The sequence below is a fragment of the Spirillospora sp. CA-142024 genome (assembly GCF_050942325.1).
GTDB lineage: Bacteria > Actinomycetota > Actinomycetes > Streptosporangiales > Streptosporangiaceae > Spirillospora.
This window is the reverse complement of record NZ_CP192077.1, coordinates 3,520,380-3,536,149: the sequence shown is the minus strand read 5'-3', so window position 1 is coordinate 3,536,149 and position 15,770 is coordinate 3,520,380. Positions and strand designations below refer to the sequence as shown.

15 protein-coding genes are annotated in these 15,770 nt (G+C 73.0%); 6 read left to right on the top strand and 9 right to left on the bottom strand.

The window, feature by feature from the left end; all coding sequences use genetic code 11:
* Positions 1 to 75: 75 nt before the first annotated feature.
* Positions 76 to 1,953 carry a CASTOR/POLLUX-related putative ion channel gene (locus ACQPZP_RS17115; RefSeq protein ID WP_433478595.1) on the top strand — a complete coding sequence of 626 codons (1,878 nt, stop codon included), beginning with the start codon at positions 76 to 78 and terminating at the stop codon, positions 1,951 to 1,953.
* Here the strand turns inward: ACQPZP_RS17115 and ACQPZP_RS17110 are convergent.
* Together ACQPZP_RS17110 and ACQPZP_RS17105 are read right to left on the bottom strand one after the other, a co-directional pair.
* Positions 1,931 to 2,968, bottom strand: coding sequence for a hypothetical protein (locus ACQPZP_RS17110; protein WP_433478594.1), 1,038 nt, complete (start codon positions 2,966 to 2,968; stop codon positions 1,931 to 1,933). The genes ACQPZP_RS17115 and ACQPZP_RS17110 overlap by 23 nt on opposite strands.
* 136 nt (positions 2,969 to 3,104) lie before the next feature.
* Complete coding sequence (locus tag ACQPZP_RS17105) at positions 3,105 to 4,064, bottom strand: MBL fold metallo-hydrolase (protein WP_433478593.1); 960 nt, start codon at positions 4,062 to 4,064, stop codon at positions 3,105 to 3,107.
* 170 nt (positions 4,065 to 4,234) lie between these two features.
* Here ACQPZP_RS17105 and ACQPZP_RS17100 point away from each other — a divergent pair, with 170 nt between their 5' ends.
* The 5 genes from ACQPZP_RS17100 to ACQPZP_RS17080 are packed head-to-tail and all read left to right on the top strand — an operon-like array spanning position 4,235 to position 8,832.
* Positions 4,235 to 5,560, top strand: a complete 1,326-nt coding sequence (locus tag ACQPZP_RS17100) for a hemolysin family protein (RefSeq protein ID WP_433478592.1) — start codon at positions 4,235 to 4,237, stop codon at positions 5,558 to 5,560.
* The gene (locus tag ACQPZP_RS17095; protein ID WP_433478591.1) at positions 5,557 to 6,576 is read left to right on the top strand and encodes a CNNM domain-containing protein; all 1,020 of its coding nucleotides are present in this window, start codon (positions 5,557 to 5,559) and stop codon (positions 6,574 to 6,576) included. Before ACQPZP_RS17100 ends, ACQPZP_RS17095 begins: the two co-directional genes overlap by 4 nt.
* Positions 6,577 to 6,635: 59 nt before the next feature.
* On the top strand, positions 6,636 to 6,869 hold the full coding sequence (locus ACQPZP_RS17090; protein ID WP_067794089.1) for a helix-turn-helix domain-containing protein: 234 nt from the start codon (positions 6,636 to 6,638) through the stop codon (positions 6,867 to 6,869).
* Positions 6,870 to 6,873: 4 nt separating this feature from the next.
* The gene (locus ACQPZP_RS17085) at positions 6,874 to 7,431 is read left to right on the top strand and encodes a Clp protease N-terminal domain-containing protein (RefSeq protein ID WP_433478590.1); all 558 of its coding nucleotides are present in this window, start codon (positions 6,874 to 6,876) and stop codon (positions 7,429 to 7,431) included.
* Positions 7,432 to 7,452: 21 nt separating this feature from the next.
* Entirely contained in the window at positions 7,453 to 8,832 is a 1,380-nt protein-coding gene (locus tag ACQPZP_RS17080) for an FAD-binding oxidoreductase (RefSeq protein WP_433478589.1), read from the top strand.
* 5 nt (positions 8,833 to 8,837) lie between these two features.
* On the opposite strand, the gene ACQPZP_RS17075 is transcribed toward ACQPZP_RS17080, so the two are convergent.
* The 7 genes from ACQPZP_RS17075 to ACQPZP_RS17045 all read right to left on the bottom strand — a co-directional run bounded on the left by ACQPZP_RS17075 (position 8,838) and on the right by ACQPZP_RS17045 (position 15,766).
* On the bottom strand, positions 8,838 to 9,773 hold the full coding sequence (locus ACQPZP_RS17075) for a hypothetical protein (RefSeq protein WP_433478588.1): 936 nt from the start codon (positions 9,771 to 9,773) through the stop codon (positions 8,838 to 8,840).
* 39 nt (positions 9,774 to 9,812) lie between these two features.
* A complete protein-coding gene (locus ACQPZP_RS17070) occupies positions 9,813 to 10,316 on the bottom strand; it encodes a hypothetical protein (protein WP_433478587.1) in 504 nt (167 codons plus the stop codon).
* A gap of 79 nt (positions 10,317 to 10,395) precedes the next feature.
* The gene (locus ACQPZP_RS17065) at positions 10,396 to 11,238 is read right to left on the bottom strand and encodes an LLM class flavin-dependent oxidoreductase (protein ID WP_433478586.1); all 843 of its coding nucleotides are present in this window, start codon (positions 11,236 to 11,238) and stop codon (positions 10,396 to 10,398) included.
* A gap of 98 nt (positions 11,239 to 11,336) precedes the next feature.
* Complete coding sequence (locus ACQPZP_RS17060) at positions 11,337 to 12,137, bottom strand: carbon-nitrogen hydrolase family protein (RefSeq protein WP_433478585.1); 801 nt, start codon at positions 12,135 to 12,137, stop codon at positions 11,337 to 11,339.
* A 10-nt stretch (positions 12,138 to 12,147) separates the two neighbouring features.
* Positions 12,148 to 14,655, bottom strand: a complete 2,508-nt coding sequence (locus tag ACQPZP_RS17055) for a DEAD/DEAH box helicase (protein WP_433478584.1) — start codon at positions 14,653 to 14,655, stop codon at positions 12,148 to 12,150.
* Positions 14,656 to 14,803: 148 nt separating this feature from the next.
* A complete protein-coding gene (locus ACQPZP_RS17050; protein ID WP_433478583.1) occupies positions 14,804 to 15,016 on the bottom strand; it encodes a hypothetical protein in 213 nt (70 codons plus the stop codon).
* Between the two features lie 159 nt (positions 15,017 to 15,175).
* Positions 15,176 to 15,766 carry an HD domain-containing protein gene (locus tag ACQPZP_RS17045; RefSeq protein ID WP_433478582.1) on the bottom strand — a complete coding sequence of 197 codons (591 nt, stop codon included), beginning with the start codon at positions 15,764 to 15,766 and terminating at the stop codon, positions 15,176 to 15,178.
* Between the last annotated feature and the right edge of the window lie 4 nt (positions 15,767 to 15,770).

Here is a 15,770-nt window from a genome sequence, read left to right as displayed (position 1 = left end):
TGGGAGAGAATGCCGGGAATGGTGCGGGGCAACACAATAGGCTGACGCCGGGGCGACGGCGGAGGGGGCGGCCGCGTGACACGGGTGACGCGACGGGACCGTGTGCGGTACTGGTTCGACCGGACGATGTCGAAAGGGACGCCCGCGCTCATCGGCTGGCTGGGGCTCGCGTCCGGAGCGCTGGTGCTCGTGGTCGCGACCGCCGCGGTCGTCATCGCGCCGCGCGACACCGCCGGCAACGGGCACTGGCCGGGCATGGTCTGGCGCAGCCTGCTGCGCACCCTGGATCCGGGGACCATGGGCGGCGACACCGGCAGCGCCCCCTTCCTCGCGCTGATGCTGGTCTCCACCATCGGCGGGATCTTCATCGTCAGCTCGCTGATCGGCGTGCTCACCACCGGCCTCGAAGCCAAGATCACCGAGCTGCGGAAGGGCCGGTCGCGGATCGTCGAGCACGGTCACACGGTGCTGCTGGGATGGTCCGAGCAGGTCTTCACGGTCGTCGCGGAGCTGGTGGAGGCCAACCAGAGCGAGCGCCGGTCGTGCGTCGCGATCCTCGCCGACCGCGACAAGGTCGAGATGGAGGACGCGATCCGCGCCCGGGTCGGCGACCTCGGCCGCACCAGGATCGTCTGCCGCACCGGCGACCCGCTCAAGGTCGCGGACGTGGAGCTGGTCAGCCCCGGCACGGCGCGCGCCATCATGGTGGTCACGCCGGAGGCCGAGGACGCCGACACCCGCGTCATCAAGGTGCTGCTCTCGCTCGGCGCCCGCGCCTGGGGGCGGCGCAGGCCGCACGTGGTGGCCGCCGTGCACGACTCGGCGAACCTGCCCGCGGCCCGGCTCGCCGGCGGCCCCGCCGCGCACGTCATCGACGCCGACGACGTCGCGATCCGGCTGATCGTCCAGTCGCACCGCCAGTCGGGCCTGTCGCAGGTCTGCACCGACCTGCTGGACTTCGCCGGGCACGAGTTCTACATGCGGCCCGAGCCGTCCCTGGCGGGCCTGACGTTCGGCGAGTCGCTGTCGGCCTACGACCTCGGCGTCCCCGCCGGGCTGCGGCACGCCGACGGGACCGTCCTGCTGAACCCGCCGATGGACACCGTGCTCCGCGCCGAGGACGAGATCATCGTGCTCGCCGAGGACGACCTGCTGATCCGGCTCGCCACCGGGCCGGCCGCGCCCGTCCGGGAGGCGGCGATCACCACGGCCACCGCGCGGGAGCCGGTGCCCGAGCGCACCCTGATGCTCGGCTGGAACCACCGCGCCCCGAAGATCATCGAGCTGCTGGACGAGTTCCTCGCCCCGGGCTCGGCGCTCGTCGTGGCCGCGCCGCGCGCGGACCCCACCGGGGTGCTGGCCCCGGCCGCCAACCTCAAGATCGGCTTCGTCCGGGCGGAGCCGACCGAGCGGCCGTCCCTGGAGTCCCTCGACATCGGCTCCTTCCAGCACGTCGTCGTGCTGTCGGAGTCCGGGTACGACCGCGAGCACGCCGACGCCCGCACCCTGGTCACACTGCTGCACCTGCGCGACATGGAGGACGCGCTCGGCGACCCGTTCGCCATCGTCAGCGAGATCAACGACGACGCCAACCGGGAGATCGCGCAGGTCACCAAGGCCGACGACTTCGTGGTCAGCGAGAAGCTGATCAGCCTGATGCTGACCCAGCTCAGCGAGAACCGGCACCTGTACGAGGTGTTCGCCGACCTGCTCGACCCGGCCGGCTCGGAGATCTACCTCAAGCCCGCCTGCGACTACCTGGCGCCGGGCGCCGAGGCCGACTTCGCCACGCTCATCGAGTCGGCGCGGCGGCGCGGCGAGGTCGCGCTCGGCTACCGGCTGACCGAGCGTTTCCACGAGCCGCCGGGCTACGGGGTGGTGCTCAACCCGGACAAGGCCGCGTCGCTGACGCTGTCCGCGGCCGACCGCGTCATCGTGCTGGCGGAGAGCTGACCCCCGGTTCACCGGGTGGTGGCGGCGCGAGATCGTGTCCCGCACGCAGGGCGCTCGTGACGCGCTCGCGCAGGGCCCGCTCGGCCCGCCGGGCGTCCTCGGCCATCCCGCGGATCTCCGCGCCCGCCATCTCGTCCCCGACGGTGCTCGCCAGCAGGTCCCGGTAGCGGGCGTTCTGCTCGGGCAGCGCCTGCAGGACCCGCGACTCGTGGTAGGCGTCGTCGGCCTCGCCCGCCCGGCGCGCGTACGCCTCCAGCGCCTCGATGCGCCCGGTGACCGAGCGGACCGAGAGCTCCAGCGCCCGGTCCTGCGGGTCGAGCAGGGCCCGGACGCGCGGCGAGAGCCGTTCCGGCTGCTGGGCGAGGCGTTCCCGGCGCAGCCGCGTGTGCTCGGCGAGGGCGCCCGCGATCGCCCATTCCTGCAGCGGCAGGACGACCGCGTTGTTGATGTCGTCCAGCAGCCCGGCGCCGTGCGACTGCGACCCGAGGACGGCGTCGACGGCGCGCTGGGCGCGGACGAGGAGCCGGGCGGCGGGCCGGTCGAAGTCGGCCGGCAGCAGGTAGGAGCCGTGGTGTTCGCGCGCGAGGCGGGCCGCGGCCGGCTCCCGGACGTGCCGCAGCGCGCCGAGGACCCAGCCGGCGAAGCTCGCGGCGGCGAGCACGACGGCGGCCTCGACCTGGCCGAGCAGCAGCAGGAGGATCTGCAGGGCGGGGGTCAGCATCATCGCGAGGACGGGGAGCCGCCCCCACCGCGCCGCGCCGCCGACCAGTTCGTCGTCGTCCAGGGAGGCGATGAAGAACACCCGCAGCCATCCGCCGGGCAGGACGCCGTAGAAGATGGCGAACGCGGGGATCCACACCAGCCGCGCCACGACCGTGGCGGCGCGCAGCCGCGGGGGCGGCGGCGCCGGCATGCTCGCCGGGGCGAGCCGCCCGGGCGCCGCGGCCAGCAGCGCGCGGTCCTCGCCGCCGATGGCGGGATCGAACACCGGACGGGGACGGTCCAGCTCGTTCATCGCCACTCCCCACCGTGTCTGGGAACCCTGTGCCCGCTGGTGGATCCGAGCCTTCCACCCGGCACCCGGTTCATTCCAGCTTGTCACGGAATCCGGACATTGCACGCCGCCGCCGGCGCCCGTCCCGCGGCACCGGCTAGCCCTGCAGCTCCGCCCAGACCTCCCGGTCGCGTTCGGCCGTCCAGATCCGGGGGCGTTCGACGCCGTCCAGCTCGTCCCAGAGCCGGGAGACGTCGAACGGCAGGCAGTGCTCGAAGATCGGCCAGCGCCCGTACTCGGGCGCGAGCGCGGCGTGCACGGCGGCGAACGCGTCCTTGAGCGTGCCGTCCTCCTTCCGGACCCGCCGGGTCTCGGCGATCATCGTGTCCAGGAAGTCGCGGGTCTGCGCGACGGCGGCGCGGGCGGCGTCCCTGCCGTGCGCGACGGCGCCGCGCCCCCCGACGAGCGTCTCGGCGCCGAACGAGTTGACGTGGTCGAGCGTGCCGGACGCCCACTCGCTGTGGAACGCGTCGCCGGTGTAGAGCGCCGCCTGCGTCTCGACGAGATCGCCGGCGAACAGGATCCGGTGCCGGGGCAGCCACGCCACGAGGTCGCCCTCGGTGTGGCCGCGCCCGCAGTAGGCCAGGTCGAGGTCGCCGCGGTCGCCGCCGAGGGCGATGGTGAGCGTGCTGGAGAACGTCAGTGTCGGCCAGGTCAGCCCGGGGATGCCGCCCGGGTCCTTGAACAGCCGGGGCATCCGGCCGTACTCCGACTCCCAGTCCTGCTCGCCGCGCTCGGCGATCAGCGCGCGGGTGAGGTCGTGCGCGACGATCACCGGTGCGCCGAACGCGCTCGCGCCCAGCGTCCGTACGGCGTGGTAGTGCGACAGGACGAGGTACCGGATGGGCTTGTCGGTGTGCTCGCGCAGCACGGCGAGCCAGTCGCGGGCCGCGGCGGGCGTGGCGCGGGCCTCGAAGCAGACGAGGAAGTCCTCGCCCTCGATCGCGCCGACGTTCGGGTCCCCCTCGGCCGTGAGCGTGTAGACCCCGTCGGCCAGGACCTCAAGCGTCTGCGTCTTGTCGCCCAGATCTGCGGACGACGCGAACGGTCTGGGCATGGGCGCCCCTCTCGCACTCGTGGCCGCGGCCCCGGTTCGTGGCGGTGCTGCAGGTGCAAGGGGTTCATTCCACGCGGAGCGGTCGATAACCGTCCCGCACCCCTGGGGGAGGACGGCCCGCGCGGGGTAGAAGGGATCTCGACCGTGCCGCGCGGAAGGAGGAGCCCCGGGTGAACGCCGCGCTCGGACTGCTGGCCGTCCTCGTGCTGACCGCCGCGACCGGCTACTTCGTCGCCCAGGAGTTCGCGTTCGTCACCGCGGACCGCCCGGCCCTCGACCAGCGGGCGGCGGAGGGCGACCGGGCGGCGGCGCGGGCGGTGCGGGTGATGCACCGGCTGTCGTTCATGCTGTCGGGCGCGCAGCTCGGCATCACGGTCACCGCGCTGGTGGTCGGGTTCATCGCCAAGCCCGCGCTGGCCGACCTGATCGACCCGGCGCTGCGCGCGGCCGGGGTGCCGCACGCGGCGTCGGGCGGGGTGGCGGTGGCACTCGGGTTCGCCCTCGCCACCGTGATCCAGATGGTGCTGGGAGAGCTGTTCCCCAAGAACCTGGCGCTGGCGCGGGCGGAGGCGCTCGCCCGCGCCCTGGCATCGTCCACTCTCGTCTACCTGACGTTCGCAGGGCCGCTGATCAGGCTGTTCGACGCGTCCGCGAACCGGCTCGTCCGCGCGTTCGGCATCGAGCCGGTGGAGGAGCTGCGGCACGGCGCGACGCTGGAGGAGCTCGGTCACATGATCGGCGAGTCCGGGGAGCAGCTCCAGGCGGGCCACGCCGACCTGCTGGAGCGGGCCCTGGCCTTCTCCGAGCGGGACGCCGAGGAGGTCATGGTCCCCCGCGTCGAGGTGGTGACCGTGCCCGCCTCCGCGCGCGCGGCCGAGGTCAGCGACGTCATCGCGGCGAGCGGGCACACCCGCTATCCGGTTCTCGGCGAGGGTGTGGACGATGTGGTCGGGGTCGTCGGGCTGGAGCAGCTGATCATGCTCGACGCGGACGCGATGGCGCGCACCGAGGTCCGCGAGATCGCCAGGGCGCCGCTGCTGCTGCCGTCGTCGCTGCCGCTCCCGGACGTGGTGCTCCGGCTGCAGGGCGCCGCCGAGCCGATGGCCTGCGTGGTGGACGAGTACGGCGGCTTCGCCGGGATCGTCACCTGGGAGGACGTCGCCGAGGAGCTGGTCGGGGAGATCGCCGACGAGAACGAGCCGGGCGAGGAGCTGGCGGTCCGCAGCGGCGAGTGGTGGACGACCGACGCGGGTCTGCGGATGGACGAGGTCGCCCACGAGACGGGCATCGCGCTGCCGGAGGGCGACTACGAGACCGTCGCCGGGCTGGTGATGAAGCGGCTCGGCCGGGTCGCCCGGCCGGGCGACGTCGTCCGGGTGGAGCTGCCGCCGGCCCGGCTGGACGAGCCGCGCCGGACGGCCGTGGTCGAGGTCCTGACGATCCACCGGCACGTGCCCAGGCTGATCCGCATCCGCACCGTGGAGGAGGACCGGTGAACCTCGCGCTGGGCGCCCCCGTCACGCTGGCGCTGCTGGCGGGCAACGGGTTCTTCGTCGCCACCGAGTTCGCGCTGGTGGCGGCGCGGCGACCCCGTCTGGAGCGGGCCGCCGCGCGGGGCGGACGGGCCGCGGGCGCGGCGGTCGCCGGTATCGACGAGCTGTCGCTCACCCTGGCCGGCGCACAGCTCGGCATCACGATGTGCTCGCTCGGCCTCGGCCTGGTGTCCGAGCCGGTGTTCGCGGACACCCTCACACCGCTGTTCCACGCCGCGGGGCTTCCGGAGGGGGCGGCGCACGCGGTCGCGTTCGTGCTGGCACTGGCGCTCGTCACGTTCCTGCACATGGTCGTCGGCGAGATGGCGCCGAAATCCTGGGCGATCGTCGATCCGGAACGCTCGGCGACCGTGCTGGGCCTGCCGTTCCGCGCGTTCGCGACCGTCGTCCGGCCGGTGCTGGCGGCGCTCAACGGGGCGACGAACCTGCTGCTGCGCGTGGCGGGCGTGCGCCCGGACGGCTCGCGGGAGGTGTCGCGCACCCCCGAGCAGCTGCGCAGCATCGCGGAGGAGTCGCGGCGGCTCGGGCTGATCGGGCAGCGCGAGCTGACGCTGCTCACCGCCGCGCTGGACGTGCCGCGCGCCCCGCTGGCCGGCCTCGTGGTCCCGGTCTCCGCCATCGTTTCGGTGCCGGCCGCGGCGTCACCGCAGGAGGTCATCGACGCCGCCGCCCGCACCGGCCACATCCGGATCATGCTGCGCGGCTCGGGGCGGCCGGACCAGGCCCGCATGGTGCACGTCCGCGACGCCTACGTGGCCCGCGCGCGGGGCCGCGCGACCCCGGCCGTGGAACTGGCGCACCCGGTCCCGGCGATGCCGATCGGCACCCCGGTCGGCGAGGCCGTGGCCACCCTGAGGGCGAACCACAGCCACCTCGGCCTCGCCGTCGCCCCCGACGGCCGCGTCGCCGGCCTGGTCAGCCTGGACGACCTGCTCACGACCCTGCTGACCGTCCGCTGACCCCGCGAAGCTGTCAACGTTGATTGACATGAACGAGATGTCAACCTACATTGACACCTATGAGCGATGGAGTGACGCTCGCCCAGGAGGCGAGCAGCCGGGACCCGGCGGTGGGGCTGCGGGCCGTGCGCGCGCTGCGCGAGCTGGCCGAGCGGCTGGAGGCGCTGCAGGTCGCCAGCGCGCGCGACCAGGGCTGGTCCTGGCAGGAGATCGCGGTCTGCCTGGGTGTGAGCCGGCAGGCCGTCCACAAGAAGCACGGCGGTGGGCGCCGCCTTCTCAAGAAGGAGCAGTAGAGGGATGTTCGAGCGTTTCACCGAGGAGGCCCGCCAGGCCGTCGTCGGCGCCCAGACGGAGGCGCGGACGCTGCGCGACCACCACATCGGCACCGAGCACGTACTGCTGTCCCTGGTGACCGGCGACGACGCCACGGGCCGCGCGCTGCGCGAGCAAGGGCTCGACGCGGCCGACCTGCGGACCCGGATCGCCCGCGTCAACCGGACCGGCGGCGACGTTCTCGACTCCGATGCCCTGAGGAGCATCGGGATCGACCTCGACGCCGTCCGCGAGGCCACCGAGCAGAGCTTCGGGGAGGGCGCCCTCGACGTCCCCGCCGGGAAGCTCGGACGGTACAACCGCGGGCACATCCCGTTCACGCCGAAGGCGAAGAAGGCCCTGGAGCTGAGCCTGCGGCACGCGATCCGGCTCAAGCAGAAGCGCATCCACAGCGGGCACATCCTGCTCGGCATCCTGCACGACGACGACTTCCTGTCGGTGCGGCTCGCGACAGAGGCGGGCGTGGACGTCGGGTCGCTGCGCGCGCGCATCGACCGGCTGCTCGCCTCCGAGGCCGCCTGACCGATGTGATTTCGTGGGGGCATGCCCGGACTGCTGGATTCGCTGCGCCGCCTCGTCCCCGCCGACCGGGTCGTCACCGACCCGGACGTGATCGCCGCCTACGCGCACGACGAGGCGGAGTGGGCGCCCTTCGGGACGCCCGCCGCGCTCGTCCGGGCCGGGTCGACCGAGGACGTGCGGGCCGTCGTCACCGTGTGCGCGGAGCGGGGCGTCCCGATCGTCCCGCGCGGCGCGGGCACCGGCCTGTCGGGCGGCGCGAACGCGCTGGACGGGTGCGTGCTGCTGTCCCTGGAGGCCATGCGGGACATCGTCGAGATCGACACCGCCGAGCGGCTCGCGGTCGTCCAGCCGGGAGTGGTGAACGACGCCCTCCGGCTGGCCTGCGCCGAGCGGGGCCTGTGGTATCCGCCGGATCCGGCGAGCGCGCCCTGGTCGACGATCGGCGGGAACGTCGCCACCAACGCGGGCGGCCTGTGCTGCGTCAAGTACGGCGTGACCCGCGACTACGTCCTCGCCCTGGAGGCCGTCGCCGGGCGCGGCGAGGTGGTGCGGCTCGGCCGCCGGACGGCCAAGGGCGTCGCTGGATACGACCTGTGCGGGCTCATGGTCGGGTCCGAGGGCACGCTCGGCGTGATCACCGAGATCACGGTGCGGCTGCGCTCGGCCCGCCCACCCGAGCGCACGATCGTCGGCTATTTCGACACCCTCCAGGCGGCGGGCGAGGCGGTCGCCAGGGTCACCGCGGCCGGGATCGTCCCGAGCGCGCTGGAGCTGATCGACCGGCACTGCCTGGAGGCCGTCGACGCGTGGCGGAACATGGGGCTGTCGGCGGACGCTAACGTCCTGCTCCTCGGCCGCACCGACCTGCCCGGCGAGTCCGGGGAGGCGGAGGCCGACGCGATGGTGCGGCTGTTCAAGGAGGCGGGCGCGACGTGGAGCGCCCGGTCGTCCGACGAGGCCGAGGCGGAGGCGCTGTTCTCCGCACGCCGGCTCGCCTACCCGGCGCTCGAACGGCTCGGGCCCGTGCTGACCGAGGACGTGTGCGTGCCCCGCGGGCTCGTCCCGGAGATGCTGACCCGCATCGAGGCCGCCGCGGCGGACAACGACACCCATATCGCCAACATCGCGCACGCGGGCGACGGCAACCTGCACCCGCTCATCATCGCGCCCGCCGGCGACGACGACGCCCGCGTCCGGGCCCAGCGCGCCTTCGACCGCATCGTCGCCGACGCCATCGCCCTCGGCGGCACCGTCACCGGCGAGCACGGCGTCGGGCTGCTCAAGCGGCGCGGCCTGCACGACGAGCTGGACCCGGCCGTGATCGCCATGCACCACGCGGTCAAGGGCGCGCTGGACCCGGCCGGCGTCTTCAACCCGGGCAAGGTGTTCGGGACGCCCTGACCGGCTCAGCCGCGCGCCGCCTCCCAGCCCTGGACCAGCAGGGCGGTGTCGTCGCCGACGAGGCCGACCTTGAGGCCCTCCTCGCCCTGCTCGACATGGACGCCCACCGGCCGCAACTCCGGGACGCGCCCGCCGTACAGGGCGTCGCGCTCGGCCATCGCCTCGTAGCCGCCCGGCCGCCACCAGTACACCTGGGGGCTGATCGGCCGCTCCCCGGTACCGGCGAGCCTGGCCGCGACCTCCTGGACGGTCTTCAGCGCGATGACCAGGTGCTGCTCCGTCCCGATCTCGTGGACCATGACGTACTCCGGGAGCGGGAACGCGACCAGCGCGCCGAACGGCAGCTGGCCGGGGAAGTAGCGCCGCAGCACCTGGACGTGCGCACCGATGTAGCGGTGCTGCTCACCGATGTTGGCGATCTTGATGCCCTGCACGTCGGTGGCCTGGACGTAGTGGGGCTCGCGCTCGATCGACTGCGTCAGCGCGTGGCCGAACGCCTCGCTCTCGGCGAGCCCGCCGAGGTCCGCCCGGTTGAGCGGGACGATCGAGTCCGGGTGGTCGACGACGACGGTCTGGAGCAGACCGGGCGCGAGCGGACGGGTCACGAGCGCGGCCCGCATCTGCTCGTCGAGGGCGTTCTCGGGGTAGAGCCGGACGCGCAGGCTCCCGGTGTCGAGGCGCCCGCCGGCCGGTGCGGGGGCCGGCTGCCGCTCGAACGCCTGCACCGCCTGGTCGGCGTACTGGGCCGCGATGCCCGGCAGCGCGGACCGCGGGTTCCGCCCGGCGTGCGCCCGCCATTCCGCGATGCCCGCCTGCACGCGGGCGCCGTCCTTGAGCGTCACTGCGACCGTGTCGGGGTCGGGCAGCGCCGCCTGGTAGCCGCGCTGCGCGAACGCGTCTATGAGGGCCATGCCGATGATGTCGTGGCTGTTGGGGTTCATGGTGATGTACGACTTCCGGCGAGGGCCATAGGTTCCTGGTCAGCCCCCGAAGGCTTGTGTGAGAGCGGCGACACAGGCCGCGCGGCGGCGGGGGTCGTCCGGGAAGCGCCGCCGGCACTCGGCGCCGATCCATGACGGGGCCTTGGGGCGGCTCGGGCGCGCCTTGTGCGTCGCAGGCGGACGAGGGCGTCGCACGGGGCGGTGCCGCGTGCGCGGCGGGACGGCCCGCTCCCGGCGGGGAGGCCGTCTCGGCAGGCTTGAGCGGCGCGCGGACGGCGTGCGGTGAGATTCGGCCGCCTTCCGTCCGGACGCGGGCGCGAGCGAAGGGCTGGGGCGCTCGGCGGACGGGACGGGTGTGGCCGCGTCCGGCGTCACCGTGCGGGGCGGCGCCGTCCGCGTCGTGGTGAAACCGGCGGCCAGGAGCAGCCCGGCGCCCAGGACGAGCGTGGCGGCGATGAGCGCCGGGCGGCGCAGGCGGGGGCCGGGCGGACGGGGTTCCGCGCGGGTGAACCCGGCGGGCGGGAGGCTGGAGGAGAGACGCACCCTCCGATCGTCACGCTGAGCACCCGTTCGGACACGGAGAATCGGGGCGACCGTTGCCACCTCGATACACCGGGCGGGGTCACCGGCCCGCGAGCAGCTCCACCACGGGCGCGAACTCCTCGACGAACGCGGAGGAGACCGACACGTACGACACGCCGAGTTCGTCCCGGCGCCGGGCCAGGGTGTCGGCCATCTCGCGGGGCGTCCCGGACAGCTGCGCGATCGCGCCGGACTTCACCATGGCCGCGGCGTCCACCTCCATCTGGCGGCTCAGCCACTCCGGCACCTCGTCGCCGACGACGTGGACCTGCGTGCACAGCTCCAGATCGTCGAACCGCTCCCCCGCCGCCGTCCGGACGATCCGCACGTACTCGGCGAGCTTCGCATCGTCGGTCATCGGCGGGACGCCGAACGCGACCGTGTCGGCGCGCCGCGCGGCCAGTTCCAGCATCCGGGGACGGGACGCCGCGACGAGCACCCGCGGCGGACGCCCGGTCCCGGAGAACAGGCCCTCCGGCGGGCGGGCCACCGCGTCGAGCACCTGCTCGACGCGGGCCAGCCGCTCGGCGCCCGAACCGTAGGCGACGCCGAAGAGCGCCGCGTCGTCCTCGCCGCCGGGCCTGCCCGCGCCGATCCCGAGCTCGAACCGGTCGCCCGTCGCGAAGGCCATCGAGGCCGCCTCCCAGGCGATCATGTTCGGCGGCCGGGTCGCCGCGGAGAGCACGAACGTGCCGACCCGCAGCGTCGTCGTGGCGCCCGCGGCGGCGGCGAGCGACGCCGCCGGCATCGCGGTGCCGGAGGTGTCGGGGGTCAGCAGCGTCGCGTACCCGAGTTCCTCCGCGCGCCGCGCCTGCGCCGCCCAGCCCGCGCCGTCCCGCGCCCACGCCGTCATCACCGCGAACCTGAACCGCCGATCACCCATCGCCCTGCCTCCCGTCGTGCCGTCGGACCCTTCTATTTGAGTGAGCACTCACTCAATTGTCAAGCCCCGGCACCCCCGGCCGGACTCCCATGCCGGTCCTAGCCGGCCGTGGCGATCGTGAAACGGCGCAGCGCGAGCGCCGGGTTCTTCTCCCGGACGGCCGCGATGCGCTCGGGCGAGACCTCCGCGGACACGACGCCGGACCCCTCTCCCAGCGCGGCCGCGACCACGCCCATCGGGTCGACGATCATGCTGTTGCCCGCGCCCGCCGGGGCGCCCTGGTCGGCCGCCGCCACGTAGATCGTGTTCTCGATCGCGCGGGCCCGGACCAGCGTCCGCCAGTGGTCCTCCTTCAGCGGACCCGGCACCCATTCGGCGGGCACCGCCAGGACATCGGCACCGGCGTCCACGATCCGCCGCGTCACCTCGGGAAACCGGACGTCGTAGCAGGTCTGCATGCCGAACGTGACGCCGTCGACGGCGAACGTCGCGGGCTCGCCGATCTCGCCGGGCCGCACGATCGCCGACTCCTCGTACCCGAACGCGTCGTACAGGTGGATCTTGCGGTACTCGGCGACGACGTCCCCGCCGGGAGCGACCGCCACGAGGGTGTTGGAGATGCGGTCGGAGTCGCCCAGCCGCTCGTTCATCCCGGCGACGACATGGACGCCGTGCCGCCGGGCCAGGTCGCCGAGACCGGTCACGAACGGGCCGTCCAGCGGCTCGGCCGAGTCGACGAACCGCCGGTCCATCTTCGGCACGGTGAACATGGCGAACTCGGGAAAGACCACCACCTTCGCGCCGCGTCCCGCGGCCTCTCCGGCGAGCTTGCCGATCGCCGCCAGGTTCTCGTCCTTGCCCGCCCCCGGCGCGAACTGCGCAACAGCGACCTGAACCATCCGTACCTCCCTACATCCGGTCGACGCCCGTCACCCGGACGACGGCCGCACCCTCCTGGTCGGAGCCGGCGAGATCGACCTCGGCGCCGATGCCCCAGTCGTGGTGCCCCGCGGGGTCGTCGAACACCTGCCGGACCCGCCAGAGCGCGTCCTCCGGGACCTCTTCGATCTGCAGCAGCTTCGGCCCCCGCGCGTCCGCCCCGGTGAGCAGCTCCTCATGCTCCTCGAAGTACCCGTCCATGGCGTCGGCCCACGCGTCGGCACCGAAGTCGGGATCCAGCGCGCCCAGCTCGTCGTAGCGTTCCAGCGCCGCCAGCTCCACCCGGCGGAACATCGCGTTGCGCACCAGCACCCGGAACGCCCGCGCGTTCGCGGTCACCTTCGTGACCCGCTCCTCGATCGGCTCGTCCAGGTCGTCGTCGGCGGGATTCGCGAGCTGCTCCCACTCGTCCAGCAGGCTGGAGTCGACCTGCCGGACCAGCTCGCCCAGCCACTCGATCAGGTCGATCAGGTCATCGGTCTTGATCGACTCCGGCACGGTCTGCTGCAGCGCCTTGTAGGCCCCCGACAGGTACCGCAGGACGAGCCCTTCGGCCCGCGCGAGCTCGTAGTACCCGATGTACTCGGTGAACGTCATCGCGCGCTCGTACATGTCCCGCACGACCGACTTCGGCCGCAGCGGGTGGTCGCCGACCCAGGGGTGCCCGGCCCGGTAGATCTCGTACGCGGCGTCGAGCTCCTCCTCCAGCGGCTTCGGGTGGTCGACGTCCTGGAGCAGCTCCATCCGCTCCTCGTACTGGATCCCCTCGGCCTTCATCTCCTGGACGGCCTCGCCCCGCGCCTTGTTGACCTGCGCGGCGAGGATCTGCCGCGGGTCGTCCAGTGTCGCCTCGATCACCGACAGGACGTCCAGCGCGTACGACGGCGACGCCGGGTCGAGCACCTCGAACGCCGCGAGCGCGAACGTCGACAGCGCCTGGTTGAGCGCGAAGTCCTCCTGCAGGTCGACGGTGATGCGCGCGTAGCGCCCGACGTCGTCTGGCTCGGGCAGCGCCTCCACGACCCCGCCCGCGAGCAGCGACCGGTAGATCGCGATCGCCCGGGAGATGTGCCGCCGCCGCGCCGCCGGCTCCTCGTGGTTGTCGGTCAGCAGCCGCTTCATCGCCTGGAACGCGTTGCCCGGACGCGCGATCACCGACAGCAGCATCGCGTGGCTCACCTGGAACCGGGACCGGAGCATCTCCGGCTCGGCCTCCTGCAGCTTCTTGAAGACGTCCTCGTCCCAGCCGACGAAGCCCTCGGGCGGCTTCTTGCGCTGGACCTTCCGCCGCTTCTTCGGATCGTCCCCGGCCTTGGCGAGGGCCTTCTCGTTCTCCACGACATGCTCGGGGGCCTGCGCCACGACGAACCCGACCGTGTCGAACCCGGCCCGGCCCGCCCGGCCGGCGATCTGGTGGAACTCCCGGGCCCGCAGCCGCCGCACCCGGTGCCCGTCGTACTTGCTGAGCGCGGTGAACACGACCGTCCGGATCGGCACGTTGACGCCCACGCCCAGCGTGTCCGTCCCGCAGATGACCTTCAGCAGCCCGGCCTGCGCGAGCCGCTCCACCAGCCGCCGGTACTTGGGCAGCATCCCGGCATGGTGCACGCCGATCCCGTGCCGGACGAACCGCGACAGGTTCCGCCCGAACTTCGTGGTGAACCGGAAGTTGCCGATCAGCTCGGCGATCCGCGCCTTCTCCGCCTTGGTGCACACGTTGACGCTCATCAGCGCCTGCGCCCGCTCGATCGCCGCCGCCTGCGTGAAGTGCACCAGGTAGACCGGTGCCTTCTGCTCGGCGAGCAGCTCCTCGATCGTCTCGTGCAGCGGCGTCACCCGGTAGTCGTAGATCAGCGGGACGGGCCGCTCCGCCGAGGTCACCAGCGCCGTCGGCCGCCCCGTCCGCCGCGTCAGGTCCTTCTGGAAGAACGAGACGTCGCCCAGGGTGGCCGACATCAGCAGGAACTGGGCCTGCGGGAGCTCCAGCAGCGGAATCTGCCACGCCCACCCCCGCTCGGGCTCGGCGTAGAAGTGGAACTCGTCCATGACCACCACGCCGATGTCGGCCTCGGCGCCGTCCCGCAGCGCGATGTTGGCCAGCACCTCGGCGGTGCAGCAGATGATCGGCGCGTCCGCGTTCACGCTGGCGTCGCCGGTCATCATCCCGACGTTCTCGCGCCCGAACATCTCGCACAGGTCGAAGAACTTCTCCGACACCAGCGCCTTGATCGGCGCCGTGTAGAACCCCACCTGGTCCTTGCCGAGCCCCGCGAACAGCGCCCCCGCCGCCACCAGGCTCTTGCCCGACCCGGTCGGCGTCGAGAGGATCACGTTCGCCCCCGACACCACCTCGATGAGCGCCTCCTCCTGCGCGGGATACAGCGTGATCCCGCGCCCCGACACCCACCGCTCGAACGCCTCGAACAACGAATCGGCGTCGGCGTCGTTTCCAGAGGGAAGCTCATCGATAAGGCTCACCCCTCCATCCTGCCCCCGATCCCCCACTGCCCGCGCCGCGCGCCGCACCCCGCTCCCCAGCCCGGCCGATCCCCGCGACCGCGCACAGGTCCGGAAAATGGCGATGCCCCGGAACGGGGGTCCCGGGGCATCATCGTGTCGTCAACGCCTACGGCGTCACACCCTCGGACTTGGCGACCAGACGCGCCAGCGTCCCGGCCATCTCCTCCTGACGCGCGGCCATCTTGCCTATCTCACCCATGATCAGATTGACCGCTGAACCGAGTTCTCGCGCGAGGTCGTCCTTGGTGACGAGGTTCTTGAGGTCGTCCTTGGTGGCCAGGTCAGCGAGGGTGACCTGTTCGAGGGGCTTGGGCGCCATGACGGGCATGTTATCTCTCCTTCTGGTCCTGTGTTCGCTGGAGAGCGACACCTCAACCTGACACGCCACGAGGACTCTCAGTCGTCATTCGATCACGTTTAGCCACAACGAGCCATCCTCGAATCACCCCACCCTCCGGCGACGTTCCCTTGGGTGCCCCTAGGCCAGGGTGTGCCCGTGCTCCATTGCGAGGGGGTTCAGGTCGGGGTCGCCGTAGACGCCGCGCATCGCCTCGAACGCGGCGGCCTTGTCCGCGCCGAACCGCCGCACGCGACGCGCGTACGCCGCGGCGGAGACGAACGTGGGCGGGTCGGTCTTGCTGTGGAACTTGTCCGCGTACATGACGAGCCGCTCCTCGCCGGTCTCGGCAAGGTAGTCGGCGACGGGAATCGGGAGGCCCTGCCGCTCGACGTCCTCCCGTGTGAGCCCCACGCCGGTGTGGTGGGAGCAGAACCGGCAGAGTTCCTCGGCGAAGCCCTCGTCCCGGAGAAGGTCGTGGCCCAGTACCCCGTGGCGCACGTACTCCCCGTGGTCGATCTCGCCGGACGGGCCGTACAGGCGGAAGACGCCGATGTCGTGGAGCAGGCAGCCGGCGCGCACGAGATCCTTGTCCAGGTCGAGCCCGTCGATGAGCCGCTCGGCGATCTCGCAGACGATCACGCAGTGCGTCCAGACGAGGTCGAACGCCTTCCGGCTCGGTGCGTGCCGCTCGTGCAAGGCCCGGATCTCGTCGTCCGCAGGAATCCTCACCCGC

Coding starts and splice junctions, on each gene's coding strand:
- ACQPZP_RS17105 (WP_433478593.1), bottom strand. CDS start 4,064: ATGCCCAGACCGTTCGCGTCGTCCGCAGATCTGGGCGACAAGACGCAG.
- ACQPZP_RS17110 (WP_433478594.1), bottom strand. CDS start 2,968: ATGAACGAGCTGGACCGTCCCCGTCCGGTGTTCGATCCCGCCATCGGC.
- ACQPZP_RS17075 (WP_433478588.1), bottom strand. CDS start 9,773: ATGAACCCCAACAGCCACGACATCATCGGCATGGCCCTCATAGACGCG.
- ACQPZP_RS17050 (WP_433478583.1), bottom strand. CDS start 15,016: ATGGCGCCCAAGCCCCTCGAACAGGTCACCCTCGCTGACCTGGCCACC.
- ACQPZP_RS17090 (WP_067794089.1), top strand. CDS start 6,636: ATGAGCGATGGAGTGACGCTCGCCCAGGAGGCGAGCAGCCGGGACCCG.
- ACQPZP_RS17085 (WP_433478590.1), top strand. CDS start 6,874: ATGTTCGAGCGTTTCACCGAGGAGGCCCGCCAGGCCGTCGTCGGCGCC.
- ACQPZP_RS17060 (WP_433478585.1), bottom strand. CDS start 12,137: ATGGTTCAGGTCGCTGTTGCGCAGTTCGCGCCGGGGGCGGGCAAGGAC.
- ACQPZP_RS17065 (WP_433478586.1), bottom strand. CDS start 11,238: ATGGGTGATCGGCGGTTCAGGTTCGCGGTGATGACGGCGTGGGCGCGG.
- ACQPZP_RS17080 (WP_433478589.1), top strand. CDS start 7,453: ATGCCCGGACTGCTGGATTCGCTGCGCCGCCTCGTCCCCGCCGACCGG.